At 69.0% G+C, this 14,853-nt stretch carries 18 protein-coding genes, 1 tRNA gene and 1 riboswitch; of the genes, 13 read left to right on the top strand and 6 right to left on the bottom strand.

Annotation, left to right across the window (positions count from 1 at the left end; translation table 11 throughout):
* Window positions 1-58 precede the first annotated feature (58 nt).
* Window positions 59-832, top strand: a complete 774-nt coding sequence (locus tag AC3EO4_RS34730) for a nuclease-related domain-containing protein (RefSeq protein WP_431899641.1) — start codon at window positions 59-61, stop codon at window positions 830-832.
* On the opposite strand, the gene AC3EO4_RS34735 is transcribed toward AC3EO4_RS34730, so the two are convergent.
* A complete protein-coding gene (locus tag AC3EO4_RS34735) occupies window positions 813-2,156 on the bottom strand; it encodes a vWA domain-containing protein (protein WP_379575927.1) in 1,344 nt (447 codons plus the stop codon). The two genes, AC3EO4_RS34730 and AC3EO4_RS34735, sit on opposite strands and share 20 nt — an antisense overlap.
* Entirely contained in the window at window positions 2,153-2,983 is an 831-nt protein-coding gene (locus AC3EO4_RS34740) for an AAA family ATPase (RefSeq protein WP_379575926.1), read from the bottom strand. Before AC3EO4_RS34740 ends, AC3EO4_RS34735 begins: the two co-directional genes overlap by 4 nt.
* A 217-nt stretch (window positions 2,984-3,200) precedes the next feature.
* On the opposite strand from AC3EO4_RS34740, the gene AC3EO4_RS34745 reads away from it, so the two are divergent.
* The 3 genes from AC3EO4_RS34745 (at window position 3,201) to AC3EO4_RS34755 (ending at window position 4,548) form a co-directional block, all read left to right on the top strand.
* Window positions 3,201-3,545 carry a hypothetical protein gene (locus tag AC3EO4_RS34745; protein WP_379575925.1) on the top strand — a complete coding sequence of 115 codons (345 nt, stop codon included), beginning with the start codon at window positions 3,201-3,203 and terminating at the stop codon, window positions 3,543-3,545.
* The gene (locus AC3EO4_RS34750) at window positions 3,545-4,423 is read left to right on the top strand and encodes a class F sortase (RefSeq protein ID WP_431899643.1); all 879 of its coding nucleotides are present in this window, start codon (window positions 3,545-3,547) and stop codon (window positions 4,421-4,423) included. The genes AC3EO4_RS34745 and AC3EO4_RS34750 overlap by 1 nt, the downstream gene beginning before the upstream one ends.
* A gap of 51 nt (window positions 4,424-4,474) precedes the next feature.
* Window positions 4,475-4,548, top strand: a tRNA-Lys gene (locus AC3EO4_RS34755).
* 187 nt (window positions 4,549-4,735) lie between these two features.
* Here the strand turns inward: AC3EO4_RS34755 and AC3EO4_RS34760 are convergent.
* A complete protein-coding gene (locus AC3EO4_RS34760; protein WP_379575923.1) occupies window positions 4,736-5,329 on the bottom strand; it encodes a DUF1707 domain-containing protein in 594 nt (197 codons plus the stop codon).
* A gap of 78 nt (window positions 5,330-5,407) precedes the next feature.
* Between AC3EO4_RS34760 and AC3EO4_RS34765 the strand changes: the two genes are divergently transcribed.
* The 7 genes from AC3EO4_RS34765 (at window position 5,408) to AC3EO4_RS34795 (ending at window position 10,235) form a co-directional block, all read left to right on the top strand.
* Window positions 5,408-5,611, top strand: a complete 204-nt coding sequence (locus tag AC3EO4_RS34765) for a DUF5302 domain-containing protein (RefSeq protein WP_379575922.1) — start codon at window positions 5,408-5,410, stop codon at window positions 5,609-5,611.
* A 276-nt stretch (window positions 5,612-5,887) separates the two neighbouring features.
* On the top strand, window positions 5,888-6,262 hold the full coding sequence (locus AC3EO4_RS34770) for a roadblock/LC7 domain-containing protein (RefSeq protein WP_379575921.1): 375 nt from the start codon (window positions 5,888-5,890) through the stop codon (window positions 6,260-6,262).
* 1 nt (window position 6,263) lies between these two features.
* Window positions 6,264-7,070 carry a hypothetical protein gene (locus AC3EO4_RS34775; RefSeq protein ID WP_379575920.1) on the top strand — a complete coding sequence of 269 codons (807 nt, stop codon included), beginning with the start codon at window positions 6,264-6,266 and terminating at the stop codon, window positions 7,068-7,070.
* Between the two features lie 29 nt (window positions 7,071-7,099).
* Window positions 7,100-7,471 (top strand): roadblock/LC7 domain-containing protein, encoded by a 372-nt coding sequence (locus AC3EO4_RS34780; protein WP_379575919.1) that lies wholly within the window; start codon window positions 7,100-7,102, stop codon window positions 7,469-7,471.
* A 23-nt stretch (window positions 7,472-7,494) separates the two neighbouring features.
* Window positions 7,495-7,866 carry a hypothetical protein gene (locus AC3EO4_RS34785; RefSeq protein WP_379575918.1) on the top strand — a complete coding sequence of 124 codons (372 nt, stop codon included), beginning with the start codon at window positions 7,495-7,497 and terminating at the stop codon, window positions 7,864-7,866.
* Between the two features lie 317 nt (window positions 7,867-8,183).
* Window positions 8,184-8,318: riboswitch (cyclic di-AMP (ydaO/yuaA leader) on the top strand.
* A 155-nt stretch (window positions 8,319-8,473) separates the two neighbouring features.
* Complete coding sequence (locus tag AC3EO4_RS34790; protein ID WP_379575917.1) at window positions 8,474-9,322, top strand: hypothetical protein; 849 nt, start codon at window positions 8,474-8,476, stop codon at window positions 9,320-9,322.
* Window positions 9,323-9,362: 40 nt separating this feature from the next.
* Complete coding sequence (locus AC3EO4_RS34795; protein ID WP_431899646.1) at window positions 9,363-10,235, top strand: alpha/beta fold hydrolase; 873 nt, start codon at window positions 9,363-9,365, stop codon at window positions 10,233-10,235.
* Here AC3EO4_RS34795 and AC3EO4_RS34800 read toward each other — a convergent pair.
* The gene (locus tag AC3EO4_RS34800; RefSeq protein ID WP_431899648.1) at window positions 10,192-10,950 is read right to left on the bottom strand and encodes a hypothetical protein; all 759 of its coding nucleotides are present in this window, start codon (window positions 10,948-10,950) and stop codon (window positions 10,192-10,194) included. The genes AC3EO4_RS34795 and AC3EO4_RS34800 overlap by 44 nt on opposite strands.
* A 94-nt stretch (window positions 10,951-11,044) precedes the next feature.
* The gene (locus tag AC3EO4_RS34805; protein ID WP_379575914.1) at window positions 11,045-11,404 is read right to left on the bottom strand and encodes a winged helix-turn-helix transcriptional regulator; all 360 of its coding nucleotides are present in this window, start codon (window positions 11,402-11,404) and stop codon (window positions 11,045-11,047) included.
* 54 nt (window positions 11,405-11,458) lie between these two features.
* Between AC3EO4_RS34805 and AC3EO4_RS34810 the strand changes: the two genes are divergently transcribed.
* Entirely contained in the window at window positions 11,459-12,061 is a 603-nt protein-coding gene (locus tag AC3EO4_RS34810; protein ID WP_431899650.1) for an NAD(P)-dependent oxidoreductase, read from the top strand.
* Here AC3EO4_RS34810 and AC3EO4_RS34815 read toward each other — a convergent pair.
* The gene (locus AC3EO4_RS34815; RefSeq protein WP_379575912.1) at window positions 12,055-13,260 is read right to left on the bottom strand and encodes a DUF4032 domain-containing protein; all 1,206 of its coding nucleotides are present in this window, start codon (window positions 13,258-13,260) and stop codon (window positions 12,055-12,057) included. The genes AC3EO4_RS34810 and AC3EO4_RS34815 overlap by 7 nt on opposite strands.
* Before the next feature lie 22 nt (window positions 13,261-13,282).
* Here AC3EO4_RS34815 and AC3EO4_RS34820 point away from each other — a divergent pair, with 22 nt between their 5' ends.
* Window positions 13,283-14,851, top strand: a complete 1,569-nt coding sequence (locus AC3EO4_RS34820; RefSeq protein WP_431899652.1) for a DUF885 domain-containing protein — start codon at window positions 13,283-13,285, stop codon at window positions 14,849-14,851.
* Window positions 14,852-14,853: the final 2 nt, after the last annotated feature.

Here is a 14,853-nt window from a genome sequence, read left to right on the forward strand (position 1 = left end):
CGAGGGATCTTCGGCGTGGCAGATCCATGGTCAACCTTCTGAACTCGGGGAGTTTGCCGTGCCCGGTGGCTCGATCTACGTGCAGCAGGACGAGAAGTTCACAGGCTCGTCCCCGCAGTGGTGGTACGAGAAGTTCTTCCGCGAGGACGCGAAGAACCGTCAGCGGTCCAGGGCCGTCAAAGCGGGCGTGGGGCTCGTCGCGGGGCTGGCGCTGGCCTTCCGCTTCGACCTCCCGTGGATACCCGTCGTGGGGCTCCTGAGCGCCGCTCTCGTGGCGGCCCTCGACTGGGGCATCGTCTGGTACAACTTCAACGCCACCTCCGTCTGGCGCGGCCGCCGCCGCGGCGAGGTGATCACCCAGCGCAAGCTCAGGCGCGGTCTCAACAGCTCCGGCTACCGCATCCTGCAGGGCAGGGCCATCCGCGGTCAGGCCTCCATCGACCATCTGGTCATCGGCCCCGGCGGCGTCTGGATCGTCGACAACGAGTCGTGGTCGCCCGACACCGACATCGCGGCCTACGGCGGGCGGCTGTTCTTCGGCGAGAAGTTCGGCGCACACGTCGCCAAGCCGCTGGTCGCCACCGCCGACGCCTTCGCCGAGCTGCTCGGCAGGGAGACCGGGATCGCGCTGTCCATCCAGCCGGTGCTGGCCGTGCACTGCGGCAGGCTGCCGCGAGGCGGCATCGTGAGCGGCGAGGGCGTGACGCTGCTCAAGCCCTCCCTGGCCGCCAAGGTCATCAAGAGGGCCGACAGGGTGGTGCTGAGCGAGGAGCAGATCGAGCTCCTCGCCCGTACGGCGGCGCGTGAGCTGGCTAGGCCAGTCGCTCGATGAACTCCGCCAGCTGGGAGATGTTGCGGCACTCGCGCATCGGCACGATCGAGCCGTAGGCGGTGGCGAGGGAGTCGCCACTGTCCCACTGCTGTCGCGGCTCGGGATTGAGCCAGTACGCGTGCCGGGCGCCCTTCGCCAGCCGCTTCAGCGTGTCGAGCGCGGGCGGCTGGTAATTGGAGCGGGCGTCGCCGAGGATCAGCAGGCTCGTCCTGGGCCCGACGGCGTCCTTCTCCGCGAACTCCTCGAAAGCCCGTCCATAATTCGTCCGCCCAAATCGCGACATATTCGCTTCTGTTGCAAGTTTGGCCAGCGCCTCACCCACATCACCACCGGGCGCGAAGAACCGGGTGATCTCGTCCACCGTGTCGACGAACCCGAAAGCCCGCACCTTGGTGAACTGCTCCCTGAGCGCATAGGTGAGCAGCAACGTGAAATGGGCGAACGAGGAGACCGAATCGCTCGTGTCGCACAGGACGACCAATTCGGGCTTGTGCGGGCGCGGCGGTCTGAACCTCGGCTCCATCGGCACGCCGCCCGTGGACAGCGACGCCCGCACCGTCCTGCGGAAGTCGAGCCGCCCCCTCCTGCCGTGCTTGTGCCTGATCGCGAGCCGCGTGGCCAGCCTGCGCGCCAGCGGATACACCTCTCTGCGCAGCCTGACGAGGTCCGCCCTGGTGATCCGCAGGAAGTCCAGCTGATCCACCGGAGGCCGTACGGCCGAGCGGGCGATGCGCTCGATGCCCGAGTCCTCGGCGATCCTGCGTCTGACGTCGGTGGCGACGGCGTCCTCGAAGCGTTTGATGTTGGCGTTGACGCGCTGCCTGGCCGTCTTCTCCTCCAGACCGCCCCTCGTCACGCCCTGCAGCAGCCGCGCCATGAGCGTGTCGGGGGACAGCGCCCGCATGACGCTGTAGGAGAACCAGTTCTGCCTGCCCTCAGCGGCGGGCTGGCGGCCGAACCGCTCGACCATCGCGCGGGCGAACGCCCTCATCTCGGCGTCCGTCGAGTCGCGCAACAGCTCGGCCAGGCGCTCACGGGGATCCGCGTGCTCGTCGTGCCCGCCGTCCCGCGGCGGCCCGCTCGGCCCGGCCTCCAGGCCCGTGGTGGAGGACGGGAACCACAGGTCGAACAGCACGTCGAAGCCGGGCCGGTAGGCGGGCTTCTTGACCAGTGTCGCGGCGTAGGCGGCGCGCAGCGACTCGCGCTCGGCCAGGTCGATCACCCGTAGCGCTCTGGCCGCGTCGAGGCCTTCGGCCAGGGACACCGGCAGGCCCGCCTCGCGCAGGGCGTGCACGAAGCCGACATGCCGGTCCACCAGGCTCACAAGCCCAGCTCCTTGCGGGCGCGCGCCTGGTCGGAGGCGTGCTTGAGCACGACGCCGAGCGTGCCGGAGACCGTCTCCCCGTCGAGCTCCTCGCGGCCGAGCGCCAGCAGCGTGCGCGCCCAGTCGACGGTCTCGGCGACCGAGGGGGCCTTCTTCAGCTCGAGCTCCCGCAGCGTGGCCACCGTCCTGGCGAGCTGCTCGGCCAGGTCGACGGGCAGGGTCGGCACCTGCGCCAGCACGATGTCGCGCTCGCGTTCCGGTGTCGGGTACTCGATGTGGAGGTAGAGGCAGCGGCGCTTGAGCGCCTCCGACAGCTCGCGCGTGGCGTTGGAGGTGAGGACGACGAAGGGCCGCAGCGTGGCCTCGATCGTGCCCAGCTCGGGGATCGTCACCTGGAAGTCCGACAGCAGCTCCAGCAGCAGGCCCTCGACCTCGACGTCGGCCTTGTCGGTCTCGTCGATCAGCAGCACGGTGGGACCCGCGCTCCTGATCGCCTTGAGCAGGGGACGCTCCAGCAGGAACTCCTCGGAGAAGATGTCGTCGTCCGAACTCGTCGCCTGGATGCGCAGGAGCTGCTTCTTGTAGTTCCACTCGTACAGCGCCCTGGCCTCGTCGAGTCCCTCGTAGCACTGCAGCCTGATCAGGTCGGCCCCGCTCGCCTGCGCGACGGCCTTGGCCAACTGGGTCTTGCCCACTCCTGCCGGTCCCTCGGCCAGTAGTGGCTTGCCGAGGGCGGCGGCCAGGAACACCGAGGTGGCGATGGAGTCGTCGGAGAGGTAGTCAACGGCGGCGAGCCGCTCGCTCACGTCGGCGGGCGAGTTGAACATCGATGCTCCTGTCTGGCGTGGCCGAACTTTATTCTAGCAGATTGAGCAATAGGTCCGAATTACGTTGTTCTGTGGCATTTGGAGAAATGATGATAAACGGGGGTTCTGCCTGAATGCAGTAATGGTCATGGCAAGAAGCGGATTGTGCCGGTTCGGCGGACGTGCGAAGCGGGGATTTCTCGCAATGACTTCATAGTCACTCAGAGAGGAAAAAGCGATGCGTATCGCAGTTGCCGCCACCGGCCTGATCCTGGTCGCTGGCTTCGGCCTCGCCTCCACGGCGACCCCCGCTTCGGCGCAGACCCCGACCGCCCGCGTCGTCCTCACGGGCGACGACTTCAAGGACCGCTTCCATGACTTCGGCGACTGCCACGGGCCTCTTTGCAGCAACACCTGGAGCCGCTTCAGCGGCCACCACGGTGGTCACGGCGGCTGCGGTGGTCACGGCGGCTGCAACGGCTGGCGCGGTGCCTGGCCGGGTAACTGGGCCTGGGGCGCGGGCGGCTGGCGCGGCCCGCACACCGGCGGTGGCGCCATGGCCAAGGCGACCGTCCGCAAGTGATGAGGGGACACATCATCGGCCGCCACGCCCTGTGCGTGGCGGCCTCCTTCACGACCCTGGCCCTGGCGCCGCCATCCGCGCACGCCGGTATCGAACGGGCCGAGGCGCCCAAGCCGGTGCGCGCGAAGACGGACAAGCCCGTCAGGCCTGCTCGCACCGAGGTTCCCCGGCCCGTTTCCTCCGACACTCCCAAAGCCGGCCGGGACGAGCTTCCCAGGACCGACCGCACCGACACTCCCAAGACCGGATGGGGTGGACTTTGGCGGGTCGATCGCGCCGACACTCCGAAGGCCGGACGGGACGAGTGGTCCACGATCGATGGCGTCAACCAGGACAGGGCCGCCAAGCCTGCCGGCCTCGCGAGCGTCAAGCCCACTCGCGCGGAGACCGAGGGAAAGGGCAAGGCCGTGTCCGTCGGAGTCCCGCCCGCCACCATCCGGATCCCCAGTCTGGACCTCGGCGCGAGCGTCGTCCGGGTAGGCAGGGACGAGGACAGGATCGCCGCCCCGCCCCTCAGTGCGCCGGGGAAGGTCGGCTGGTTCGAGGGCGGTCCCAGACCGGGCGCGCAGGGCGCGGCCGTCCTGCTCGGTCATTACGACAGCACCACGGGCCCTGCCGTCTTCTACAAGATCAGTGAGCTCCGCCCCGGTCAGCGGATCTTCGTTACCCGCAAGGACGGAGAGAGATTGCGGTTCGTCGTCACCAAGGTCTCCACCTATCCGAAGGACGACTTCCCCGCTGACAAGGTGTACGGCGACCCCGGGTATCCCGCCCTGCGGCTGATCACCTGCGCGGGCGCGTTCAACCTCACCACCAGGCACTACGTCGACAACACGGTGGTCTTCGCCAAGCTCGTCCACGGGGGTGAGACGGCCTGATTCCCGCTGATTCGACCTGCGTCGCGAAGCCGGGTATATTTCTTCCCGCGGGCGCCGCTAGCTCAGTTGGTTAGAGCAGCTGACTCTTAATCAGCGGGTCCGGGGTTCGAGTCCCTGGCGGCGCACAAATCGAAAGCCCAGATCGGTTCTCCGGTCTGGGCTTTCGCTGTTTCCGGGGAAATGTCAGGCGAAATGACCCGGCCCGGCACAAGGGCCGCCTCGACCGTGGCCCGGAACCTGACGACGAGCCGACCGGCGGGACGACGGCAAGCGGGCGGCGGGACGGCCGGCAGGACGACGGCAAGCGGGCGGCTACTCGCGCTTGCGGCGCTTGCGCTTCACGTCGACGCCGCCCCAGAACGAGAACCCGGTGATCCTGATCCGCGGCGCACCTGGCGCCCCAGCGCCGCCGGCGGCGTGGTCGAAGCCGCCCATGACCCCGATGCCGGTCACGTCGACGTCGGCGTCCTCGGGCACGATGATGTCGACCCCGCCCATCACGGCGAACGCCCTGATCGTGATCTCCCCGCCGTTCAGCGTCGCCTCACGCAGGTCGATCTTGCCGCCGCCCCAGAAGGCGACGGTGGTCAGCACGCGCGGCGCCCGCCAGATGCCGGTTCGCTTGAACCCGCCCATGACGGCGATCGCGACGCCGCTGTCCGCCCCCGAGGTCGTCGAGGGTGACGACACGGGCAGGGGGGTGTGGGCAGGGGTGGGCAGGTCGTGCGTGAGGAGGTCGAGCTCCGCGTAGGTCTTGGCGGAGTAGACCTGGTCGAGCCGCTCATGGAACTCCTCCATGCCCAGCCGTCCGTCTCCCGCGGCGGCTCGGAGGATCTCGGCGGTGCGCTCGCGGTCGAGGTCGGCGGCGCGCATCTCCCGCGGGTCGCGGTCGGGCAGGGGGGTCATGGGTAAAGCCTAGACCGGTTTCGCGTGGCCCGTGAGCTCGTGCGAAGCTGTCAGTGTCCCCAAGACCAGGAGGTCCTGATGGCTGAAACACCGGCGGAACCCGAGCCCATCGAGGCTCCCGAGGATGAGCTGAAGCGGAAGTTCCGCGAGGCGCTGGAGCGCAAGAACAACGCGCACGCAGACTCGGTTGCGGGCGGCAAGGGAAAGGATCCCTCGAAGATTCACGGCGCCCACGGTCCCGCCTCGAGCAAGCGGACCTTCCGTCGTAAGAGCGGCGGCTGACGCCTCAGGTTCCAGGGAGGGTACGGCGCATGCCGTACCCTCCCTCTCTTTGTGTTGCCTGAAACGATTCACCATCGAGTTGAGCTGCGGTGATGTGGTTCGGCGATAAATATGAGAAACATTCTCAATTGCCGCGTGGCGGAATAGCCTTGCCACTCGGATGGGCTTTTTCGCTCCTCTGGCTATAAATATCCATAACCGTGATCTCGCCCTTTTTCGGGGCGGCACGTGCTCCTCCTACGCTGTCCCGGTCAGCGCGATGGTGAGGGAGGGTTCGTGCTGGGACTCGATGACTGCCTGGCCGAGGTCATGGCCATACCCGGCGCCCTCGACGCGATGGTGGTCGACCACATCAGCGGCATGGCGGTGGCCGCGAGTGGAAGCGAGGGCCTCGACGTCGAACGGTCGGCGGCGGCGCTGAGCGAGGCGCTGCGCCACACGACGGACGGGCTCGCCCAGAGCTCCCCGGATGGAACGATCCGCGTCGACGAGATGCTCGTCACCACTGACAAGGGCCACCACCTGGTGCGCCACCTGGTGTCGCCGTTCGAGGGGCCGCTGGTCCTCTACGTGCGGCTGGACAAGGAGCGAGCCAACCTCGCCCTTGCCCGCTACCGACTGCAGGCCATCTCAGGACAGTTGACCAAGTGACATGCCGGTACTGGACACGCTGCTCGCCGGGCTGGCGAGGCAACGCTCGACGGGCGCCCTGCGGGTGGGGCGGGCGGGCACGATCTTCATGGACGCCGGACGGGTCACCTACATGGAGTGCGCGGACACACCGAGGGCCGAGGACGTGCTGATCGCCAGCGGCAGGGTCTCGGCTCCCGCGCTGCGCAGGGCCCAGCGAGAGGGCGGCGGCGCGCGCCTGGTCGAGGACGGCATGGTCACCAAGGGCGAGCTGCAGCACTGCGTGCTCGGCGCGGTGCTCGACGCGGCCTACTTCCTGTTGCCCGTCACCGGGACCAGGCCCAAGTTCCGGCCGGGGGAGCGGCACTGGCTGGGCTCCCACTGGTACTTCGAGGTCGAGGAGATCGTCCGCGAGTGCGGGCGGAGGAGGGCTCAGTTGACGGGGATCTGGCCGTCGGCCGACGTGGACACAGCGCCCGTGGCACCGGTCAGGCGGCTGCCCGGCCATCGCGTCGTGCTGAACGACCTGCAGTGGGAGATCCTCGTCCACGCCGACCGCGCGGCCACCCCACTGGAACTGGCGATGAAGCTCGGCAGACCCGGTTACGCGACGCTGCTGGCCGTACGCCGCCTTGCCGCGGCGGGGCTGCTCGCACGTTCGGAGGGCATGCCGCCGCCGCTGCCCAGGCGGCTCGGCCGGGACGAGGAGTCGCGGCCGCGGCCCGACCCCGACGCTCCTGCCCTGCCACTCGGGCCCGTGGTGACCGCGGACCCGACCGACATCAACCTGCTGATCCGGCTGAAGAAGGCGCTGGAGGAGCTGTCGTGAGGTTCCCCTCACTCAGAAGGAGGCCACCGGTGGAGCTGCGGGACGAGGTGCTGAGAGAGATGGTGCTCCTGCGTGAACGCACTCCCGACGTCAGCGGGAGCATCGCCTGCAGCGTGGACGGGCTGACCATCGCCAGCGACCTGACGGGCGGCAACGTCGAGCAGACGGCGGCGCTCTCGGCGGCCCTCCTCGCGCTCAGCAAGCGCATGGCCATCCTGGCAGGCAAGGGCGCCCTGGAGGAAACCCTCATCTCGGGCACCGCGGGCTTCGCCGCCTTCTACGCGGCCGGCCCCACGATCGTCCTCACAGTCCTGGCCGACCCTGGCACCAACCTGGGGCTGCTGCGGCTGGAGGGTCGCAAGACGGCGGCGAGTGTTGCCGCCATCGCATCGCGAAAGTGACTCACATCCACACGGAGGAACGCATGGCGAGCATGGACGTCTCCCTCAAGGAGATGATGGCGATCGACGGCGCTCTCGGCGCCGTCGTGGTCGACTACGGCAGCGGCATGGCCCTGGGCGCCCTCGGCGGCTCCAAGGACCTGGACCTGCAGGTGGCCGCCGCGGGCAACACCGAGGTCGTCAAGGCCAAGATGCGCACGATGGACTCCCTCGGCCTCAAGGACACCATCGAGGACATTCTCATCACGCTGACCGGCCAGTACCACATCATCAGGCCGATGACCGGCAGGGGCGGCAAGGGACTGTTCCTTTACCTCGCGCTGGACCGCGGCAGGGCGAACCTGGCGATGGCGCGGCACCAGCTGCGCTCGATCGAGGAGAAGCTCGAGGTCTGACGGACCGCGCCCCGTGTCCGCGGCGCGGCGGACACGGGGCGTGCCGTACGGCCTGGGCCGCGCCCCTCGCGCCGTGCCGAATCCGGCGTTCGACCATGACTCTTCCATGATTTTTGACTTCTGATCGATTTACCATGCCGGACCCCGTGAAACCCGTTGTTTCGCAGGGGTTTTCGTGTCTTCTGGGCCTGTCGATTCGTGACGATAAAAGGTAGATCTTCTTTCCGATTCATGGCTTTGCTTTTGCCTTTGGGGTGGTTTGCGCCTAGAGTCCATTGCGTTACCGACCGGTGACGTGCCCTTCACAAGGAAGAGCAGGCTGGTCGGCGCCGAATCCCGCGAACGCGGGAACCGGGGACCCATCTCTTTGGGGTGAATCCGGCCCAGTGCCGGTAGGGCATCTCCACGCCCGAACCCGTCAGCTAACCCGGTAGGCGAGATGGAGAGGACCACACTCGTGTACTACCACCCCCCAAACTGAGCGGCGCTTTCCCCCGCTTCTTCGCGCTCTCCTTTGCGTAGCGACTGTTAGGCCCATGCCCGGCTACGCCTTTGCCTGATCTTCATTCGAGCGCGGACTGCCCATTCCCTCGCACAAAGGACTTTCATGACCCGCCGCTTTGGCATGCGCGTTTCCGCCCTGCTCGTCACCACCGCCCTCGCCGTAGGCACCGGTGCCGCCGCCGCTCTCGCCGAGCCCTCTGGGCCCGACATCAGCCAGGTCACCCAGCAGCGGACCCTCCTCCAGGGGTCCACCACCGCCTCCTACTACTGGGACGACGCCTCCGGCCGCGCCGGTGACACCGGCCTGCCCGCCAGTGGCATTCCGATGCGCAAGGGTCTGATCGCCAGCCCGAGCTGGCCCCTCATGACCGAGGGCTACGTCGTCTACAAGGGCAAGAAGGCCCCCTTCTTCGTCGGCGACCGCGGTCCCGGCAACCCCTCGAACAACGGCATCATGCTCGACCTCGACGCCAAGACCTTCGCCGAGCTCACCGGCGGCAGGTTCAACTCCGACACGCTGGGCGTGGACGGCATCGGCGGCGAGGGGCACATCAAGATCCAGTACGTCATCACCAAGTGGGGCAACGGCGTGGGCAAGAAGAACCACCCCGTCGCCTTCTCCACCGGTGCGTGGAGCCGTAAGGACAGGAACCCGGCCAAGCCGCCGGTCGACCTCCTCGCCCTCGCCAAGGCGAAGAAGGCCGAGGAGGCCAAGAAGGCCGAGGCCAAGCGGATCGCCGCGGTGAAGGCCGAGGAAGAGGCGCAGGGCGGCGCGTCCGTCCAGCCCGCCTCGTTCGACACGGGCGCCGCCACCACCACCGCCGCCCGTACCGAGACCACGGACGAGAACGGCCACACCGGTACCGCTCTCGCCCTCATCGGCGGTCTGGCGATCGTCGGTGGCGTCGGCTACCTGGGCCGCGGCCACCTGCGCAAGGTCGTCTCCCGCTAGGCCTTGCCGCCGCGCGAAACAGAATGGGATTCTGTTTCGCGTGACGCTCAAGGCGCATGCCAACGGTATCGAGATCGCCTACGACACCTTCGGCACCCCCCGTGACAGGCCCCTCCTGCTGATCATGGGACTCGGATCCCAGCTGGTCCACTGGGACGACGAGTTCTGCGAACTGCTCGCCGGGAGGGGCCACCACGTCGTCAGGTACGACAACCGCGACGTGGGGCTCTCCACCCATTTCTCCGAGGCGGGCGTGCCCGACCTCACCCCGGGCGCGGCGGCGCCCTACCTGCTGAGCGACATGGCCGACGACGCGGCCGGCCTGATGGACGCCCTCGGCTGGCCCGCGGCCCACGTGCTGGGCGTCTCGATGGGCGGCATGATCGCTCAGGCGCTCGCCATCGCGCATCCCGGCAGGGTGCTCACGCTCACCTCCATCATGTCGACCCCCAGCCCCGACGCGGGGCCGCCCACCCCCGAGGCGACGGCCGCGCTGTTCTCCGCTCCCGCTCCCGACCGGCAGGCCGCGATCGAGCGGGCCCTGGAGGTCTGGACGGTGATCGGCTCACCCGGTTACGAGCTCGACCGCGAGCGGATCGCGAAGCTCGCGGGCCTGGCCTACGACCGCGACTACGATCCCGCGGGGACCACCAGGCAGCTGGCCGCCATCCTGGCCTCGGGCGACCGTACCGAGGGGTTGGGCCGCCTGCGGATGCCCGCCCTGGTGGTCCACGGCGAGGCCGACGTGCTGGTGCAGGTCTCCGGCGGCAGGGCCACGGCCGCCGCGATCCCCGGCGCGCGGCTGATGACCTTCCCCGGCATGGGCCACGATCTGCCCCGCCCGCTGTGGGAGCAGATCATGGACGCCGTCACAGATCTTCAAGAGCGCTCTTCAGTCGCCGCAGCAGACTGAGGTCGGCCGGCTCGTGCCGCACCTCGGTGCCGGGGGGCTTGGCGACGCGCTTGGGCAGCCCTCGCTCGCGGCGGGGCTTCACCAGCAGGTCGGCCGCCGCCAGCTCCCGTACGGCGAGCAGCACGGTGTACGCCGTCGTGTCCAGCCGCCTGGCGAGCTGGAGCGGCGTCGCGCTGCCGTCGGCGTGGACCAGGATCTCCCACTGGCGGTCGGTGAGCGTGACGCGCTCGCCCGGCAGGCGGGGGACGGGCACCACGGGCGCGGCGTCGAGCTCGTCCGAGGGCCAGACGTCGTCCAGCTCCGTGCTCCTGCGCCCGCACTCGGCGATGAGCTCGTCGACCTCGAAGTGCCAGTGCGGGCCCAGCCAGTGGCGCTCGCTCGGCTGGAACTTGGGCCTGGTGTTGTCGATCCCGAACAGCACGAGCGCGGCGTCGAGCACGACCCTGCGCAGATGCTCGGCCAGCTCCTCGCGCGTCAGCAGGCCCTCGCCGAACAGCGGCTCACCGCCCTCGCGGCGCGCCACGGCCCTGTCCAGGTCGGCGGGGGTCACCCGGCCGCCGCCGGTGAGCAGCTCCTCGATGCCAGGCGTCTCGGCGCTCTCCATGTAGGTCACTTTGCCCTCGAGCAGGTAGACCACGCCCGCCCTGCCCACGCGCAGGGCGCCGGACGAGCACACTCCCGCCAGCCCGGCGAGGAGGCTCTCCAGCGGACGCACCGAGCCAGGCTATGAAGGCTCGAGCCGGACCGGAAGAGACCGGTGATGGATATCTTCATCCCGGGCGGAGAAAAGCTGCCCCGGGTAGGAGAGATCACCGTGCGTGGTCGGCGGCCTCCCTGCTGCTGAGAATCCTGCCGATGTTGCTCTCCGCCCACCGGGCGACCGCGGCGACCGGCTGGTGCAGCGAGTGGCCCAGATCGGTGAGCGTGTATTCCACCTTGGGCGGTACCTCGGCGTAGACCTTCCTGGTCAGCAGTCCGTCGTACTCCATGGCGCGCAGCGTCTGGGTCAGCACCTTCGGGGTCACGCCGCCGATGCGGTCGCGCAACTCCGTGAAACGCATCGAGCCCTTGGCGAGGCTCAACAGCACGAGCACCGACCATTTGTCGCCGATGCGGTCGAGAACCAGCCGGGTCGGGCAGTTCGCGTCGAAGGCATCGCCAGTATCCATGAGGTACCTATAGCACGATGAAGTAACCAGTATCAAATGGATACCATTGGGGGCATGAAGATCCTACTTTTCGGCGCGACCGGCATGATCGGTCAGCGCATCGCCGCTGAGCTGGGCGATCGCGGTCACGAGGTCACCGGCGTCAGCAGGTCGGGCCCGGTCAAGGGCGACGTCACACAGACCGGAGAACTCGCCAAGGGGTATGACGTGGTGATCTCCGCGATCGCGCCGCCACGCGACGGCTCGGAGCCCGAGGCGCCCTTCCTCGCCGCCACCAGGGCCCTGATCGACGGCGTCCGCGAGGCGGGCGTCAGGCGGCTGATCACCGTCGGCGGCGCGGGCGGCCTCGAGGTGGCGCCCGGCCTCGACCTCGTCGACACCCCCGACTTCCCGGAGATCTACAAGAAGGAGTCGCTCTCCCAGCGGGCGGCTCTCGCGCTCTACCGGGAGGTCGCCGACCTCGACTGGACCTACGTCGCCCCCGCCGCGGTGATCGAGCCGGGCGAGCGGACCGGCTCCTTCCGCGTCGGCGGCGACCAACTGCTCACCGACGAGCACAGCAACAGCTCCATCAGCGCCGAGGACTACGCCGTCGCCATCGCCGACGAAGTGGAGAAGGCCGAGCACGTGCGGCGCAGGTTCACCGTCGGCTACTGAGGATCGTCGGGCAGCAGCGCCTTCTCGTCGGGCTTGTGCACCAGGACGGTGTCGACATAGGAACGGACGGCGGCCGGGAGCCCCACATCGCTCCCGGCCTTCTCCGACAGGAACCAGCGGTGGTCGAGCACCTCGTGGAAGAGCTGCGCGGGCTCCAGCTTGCGCCGCAGCGCGTCCGGGATGGCCTCTATCGTCGGCTGGAAGACCTCGGCCAGCCACCGGTGCGCCACGATCGCCTCGTCCTCGTGCCGCAGGCCCTTGGCCACGCGGAAGCCGTCGAGGTCGTTCAGCAGCCGTCGCGCCTGGTTCTCCTCGGTGTCGAGGCCGGTCAGGCGCAGCAGCCTGCGCTGGTGGTGCCCCGCGTCCACGACCTTGGGCCGCACGATCAGCCGCCCGGTGCCGACCTTGCGGCGCACCATCATCTCGGCCACGTCGAAGCCGAGCAGGTTGAGGCGGCGGATGCGGTTCTCCACCTTGTGCCAGTCGACCTCCTCGATGATCTCGTCCTGGGTGATCTCCTCCCAGAGCCGGTGATAGCGCGCCGTGATCTGCTCGGCGGTGTCGTACGGGTCGATCGAGGGATGCAGCAGCCCTCCGGCCTCCAGGTCGAGCATCTCGCCGAACAGGTTGGTGTAGGCGACCTCGATGTCCTGCAGCCGCTGACCATCGCTGATCATCGGGTGCATCTCGCCGGTCTCCGCGTCGACCAGGTAGGCGGCGAAGGCACCGGCGTCCCTGCGGAACAGCGTGTTCGACAGCGAGCAGTCGCCCCAGTAGAAGCCGTTCAGGTGCAGCCGCACCAGAAGGACGGCCAGCGCGTCCAGCAGGCGGGTGAGCGTGTCGGGGCGCAGCGTCCCCGACATGACGGCGCGGTAGGGGAGCGAGAACTGCAGGTGCCTGGTGATGAGCGCCGAGTCGAGCCCCTCCTCCCTTCCCGTCACGTACGCCACGGGCTCCACGGAAGGCGCGTCGAGCCTGGCCAGATCCCACAGCAGCTTGTACTCCCGCTTGGCGTACCGCTCGCTGATCTCCTTGATCGCGTACACCTTCCCGCCGAGCCTGGCGAAGCGCACGACGTGACGCGAGATACCGCGTGGCAGGTCCACCAGGTGACGGGCCGGCCACTCTTCGAGAGGGAGCTCCCACGGGAGCCTGATGAGGTCGGGGTCGCCGAGGGCGCCGGTGATCTGTAGCGGCATTTGACCAGGATATGGTGCGGACGTGGATGAGTTTCTGACCTGGTACTTCTCACGCAACCCTATCTCCGCCACCCTTCTCGGCGCCGACGGCCACGACAGGACGCTCGGCGACTACACCGCGGAGGGCCTGCTCGCCTACGAGCGCGAGCAGGTCGCATGGCTGGAACGACTCGAGACGTGGGAGACCCCCACGCTCGACGACGAGATCGACCGCGACCTGGCCGTCTCCCACCTGCGCGGCGAGCTGGCGCTGGCCACGTGGCCGTGGTGGCGCAGAGACCCCACGGCCTACCTCGGCGGGATCTTCTCCTCGCTGTTCGTGCCGTTCCAGCGGGCGCTCAAGCCCGAGCACGAGCTGGTCGAGGCGGCGGTCGCGCAGCTCGGCGAGGTGCCGGGCGTGCTGGCGGCCTGCCGTACCAACCTCGACCCCGACCTGGCGGCCGACCTGCAGGTGCAGCGCGCGCTCGGTCAGGCCCGCACCGCGAGGGGGCTGATCACCCGCACCATCCCCGCGATGATCGCCGACGAGTCGGCCCGCGCCAGGTTCGCATCGGCGGCCGAGCCCGCCGCCGACGCCTTCGACGGCTTCGTCACCTTCCTGGAGAACTTCACGGCAGGCGGCAGCTGGCGCATGGGCGAGAAGCTCTACTCCACGCTGCTGACGGAGAAGGAGCTGCTCGGGTACGGCGCCGCCGGGCTGCACGAGCGGGGCAGGCAGCAGGTCGCGCTGCTCGACGGCCAGATGAGGGAGCTGGCGCGCAGGTTCGACGGCTCCGACGACTGGCGTGCGGCGCTGGCGAGCCTGGCCGAGGACCACCCGCCGACGCTGGAGGCCATGCGCGAGGAGTACGAGGCGCAGACCCAGCGTGCCAGGGAGTTCGTCCGCGAGCGCGACCTCGTCACCTTCCCCGAGGGCGAGGAGTGCCTGGTGCTGCCGTCGGCGGAGTACAACAGGCCCATCCTGTCCGTCGCGCACTACATCGCGCCGCCGCCGCTGACCAGCTCGCGGCGCGGCTACTTCTTCGTGCCCTACACCCCCGACGGGTTCACCGACGAGCAGGTACGGCAGCGCCTGCGCACCAACAGCCGCTTCCAGATGCCGGCGATCGCCGTGCACGAGGCCTACCCTGGGCACCACTGGCACCTGGCGCACAAGGCGGGCAACCCCAGGACCATCCGCAAGGTGTTCAGCACGCCGTACTTCAACGAGGGCTGGGGCCTCTACGTCGAGAAGATGATCAACGAGCAGGGGTACTTCGACACCCCCGCCACCGAACTCGGCTTCCTCGACGCGCGCATCTTCCGCGCCGCCCGCATGGTCGTCGACACCGCGCTGCACTGCGAGGACATGTCGATCGCGGACGCCGAGGCTTACATGCTGGCCAACTCCTCGCTCTCGCCCGAGACGGCCAAGGGCGAGGTCAACCGCTACTGCGCATGGCCGACCCAGGCGCCGTCCTACCTGACGGGCGCGCTGGAGATCGACAGGATCAGGGGCTCGTTCACCGGGTCGCCGAAGGAGTTCCACGACAGGGTCGCGGGCTCGGGCAGCCTGCCGCTGGGCCTGGCCGAGAAGGCCGCGCTCGGCTGACG

Source organism: Nonomuraea sp. bgisy101 (assembly GCF_057708945.1).

Coding starts and splice junctions, on each gene's coding strand:
- AC3EO4_RS34765 (WP_379575922.1), top strand. CDS start 5,408: ATGGCTGAAACACCGGCGGAACCCGAGCCCATCGAGGCTCCCGAGGAT.
- AC3EO4_RS34790 (WP_379575917.1), top strand. CDS start 8,474: ATGACCCGCCGCTTTGGCATGCGCGTTTCCGCCCTGCTCGTCACCACC.
- AC3EO4_RS34810 (WP_431899650.1), top strand. CDS start 11,459: ATGAAGATCCTACTTTTCGGCGCGACCGGCATGATCGGTCAGCGCATC.
- AC3EO4_RS34785 (WP_379575918.1), top strand. CDS start 7,495: ATGGCGAGCATGGACGTCTCCCTCAAGGAGATGATGGCGATCGACGGC.
- AC3EO4_RS34815 (WP_379575912.1), bottom strand. CDS start 13,260: ATGCCGCTACAGATCACCGGCGCCCTCGGCGACCCCGACCTCATCAGG.
- AC3EO4_RS34740 (WP_379575926.1), bottom strand. CDS start 2,983: ATGTTCAACTCGCCCGCCGACGTGAGCGAGCGGCTCGCCGCCGTTGAC.
- AC3EO4_RS34775 (WP_379575920.1), top strand. CDS start 6,264: ATGCCGGTACTGGACACGCTGCTCGCCGGGCTGGCGAGGCAACGCTCG.
- AC3EO4_RS34745 (WP_379575925.1), top strand. CDS start 3,201: ATGCGTATCGCAGTTGCCGCCACCGGCCTGATCCTGGTCGCTGGCTTC.
- AC3EO4_RS34805 (WP_379575914.1), bottom strand. CDS start 11,404: ATGGATACTGGCGATGCCTTCGACGCGAACTGCCCGACCCGGCTGGTT.
- AC3EO4_RS34760 (WP_379575923.1), bottom strand. CDS start 5,329: ATGACCCCCCTGCCCGACCGCGACCCGCGGGAGATGCGCGCCGCCGAC.
- AC3EO4_RS34750 (WP_431899643.1), top strand. CDS start 3,545: ATGAGGGGACACATCATCGGCCGCCACGCCCTGTGCGTGGCGGCCTCC.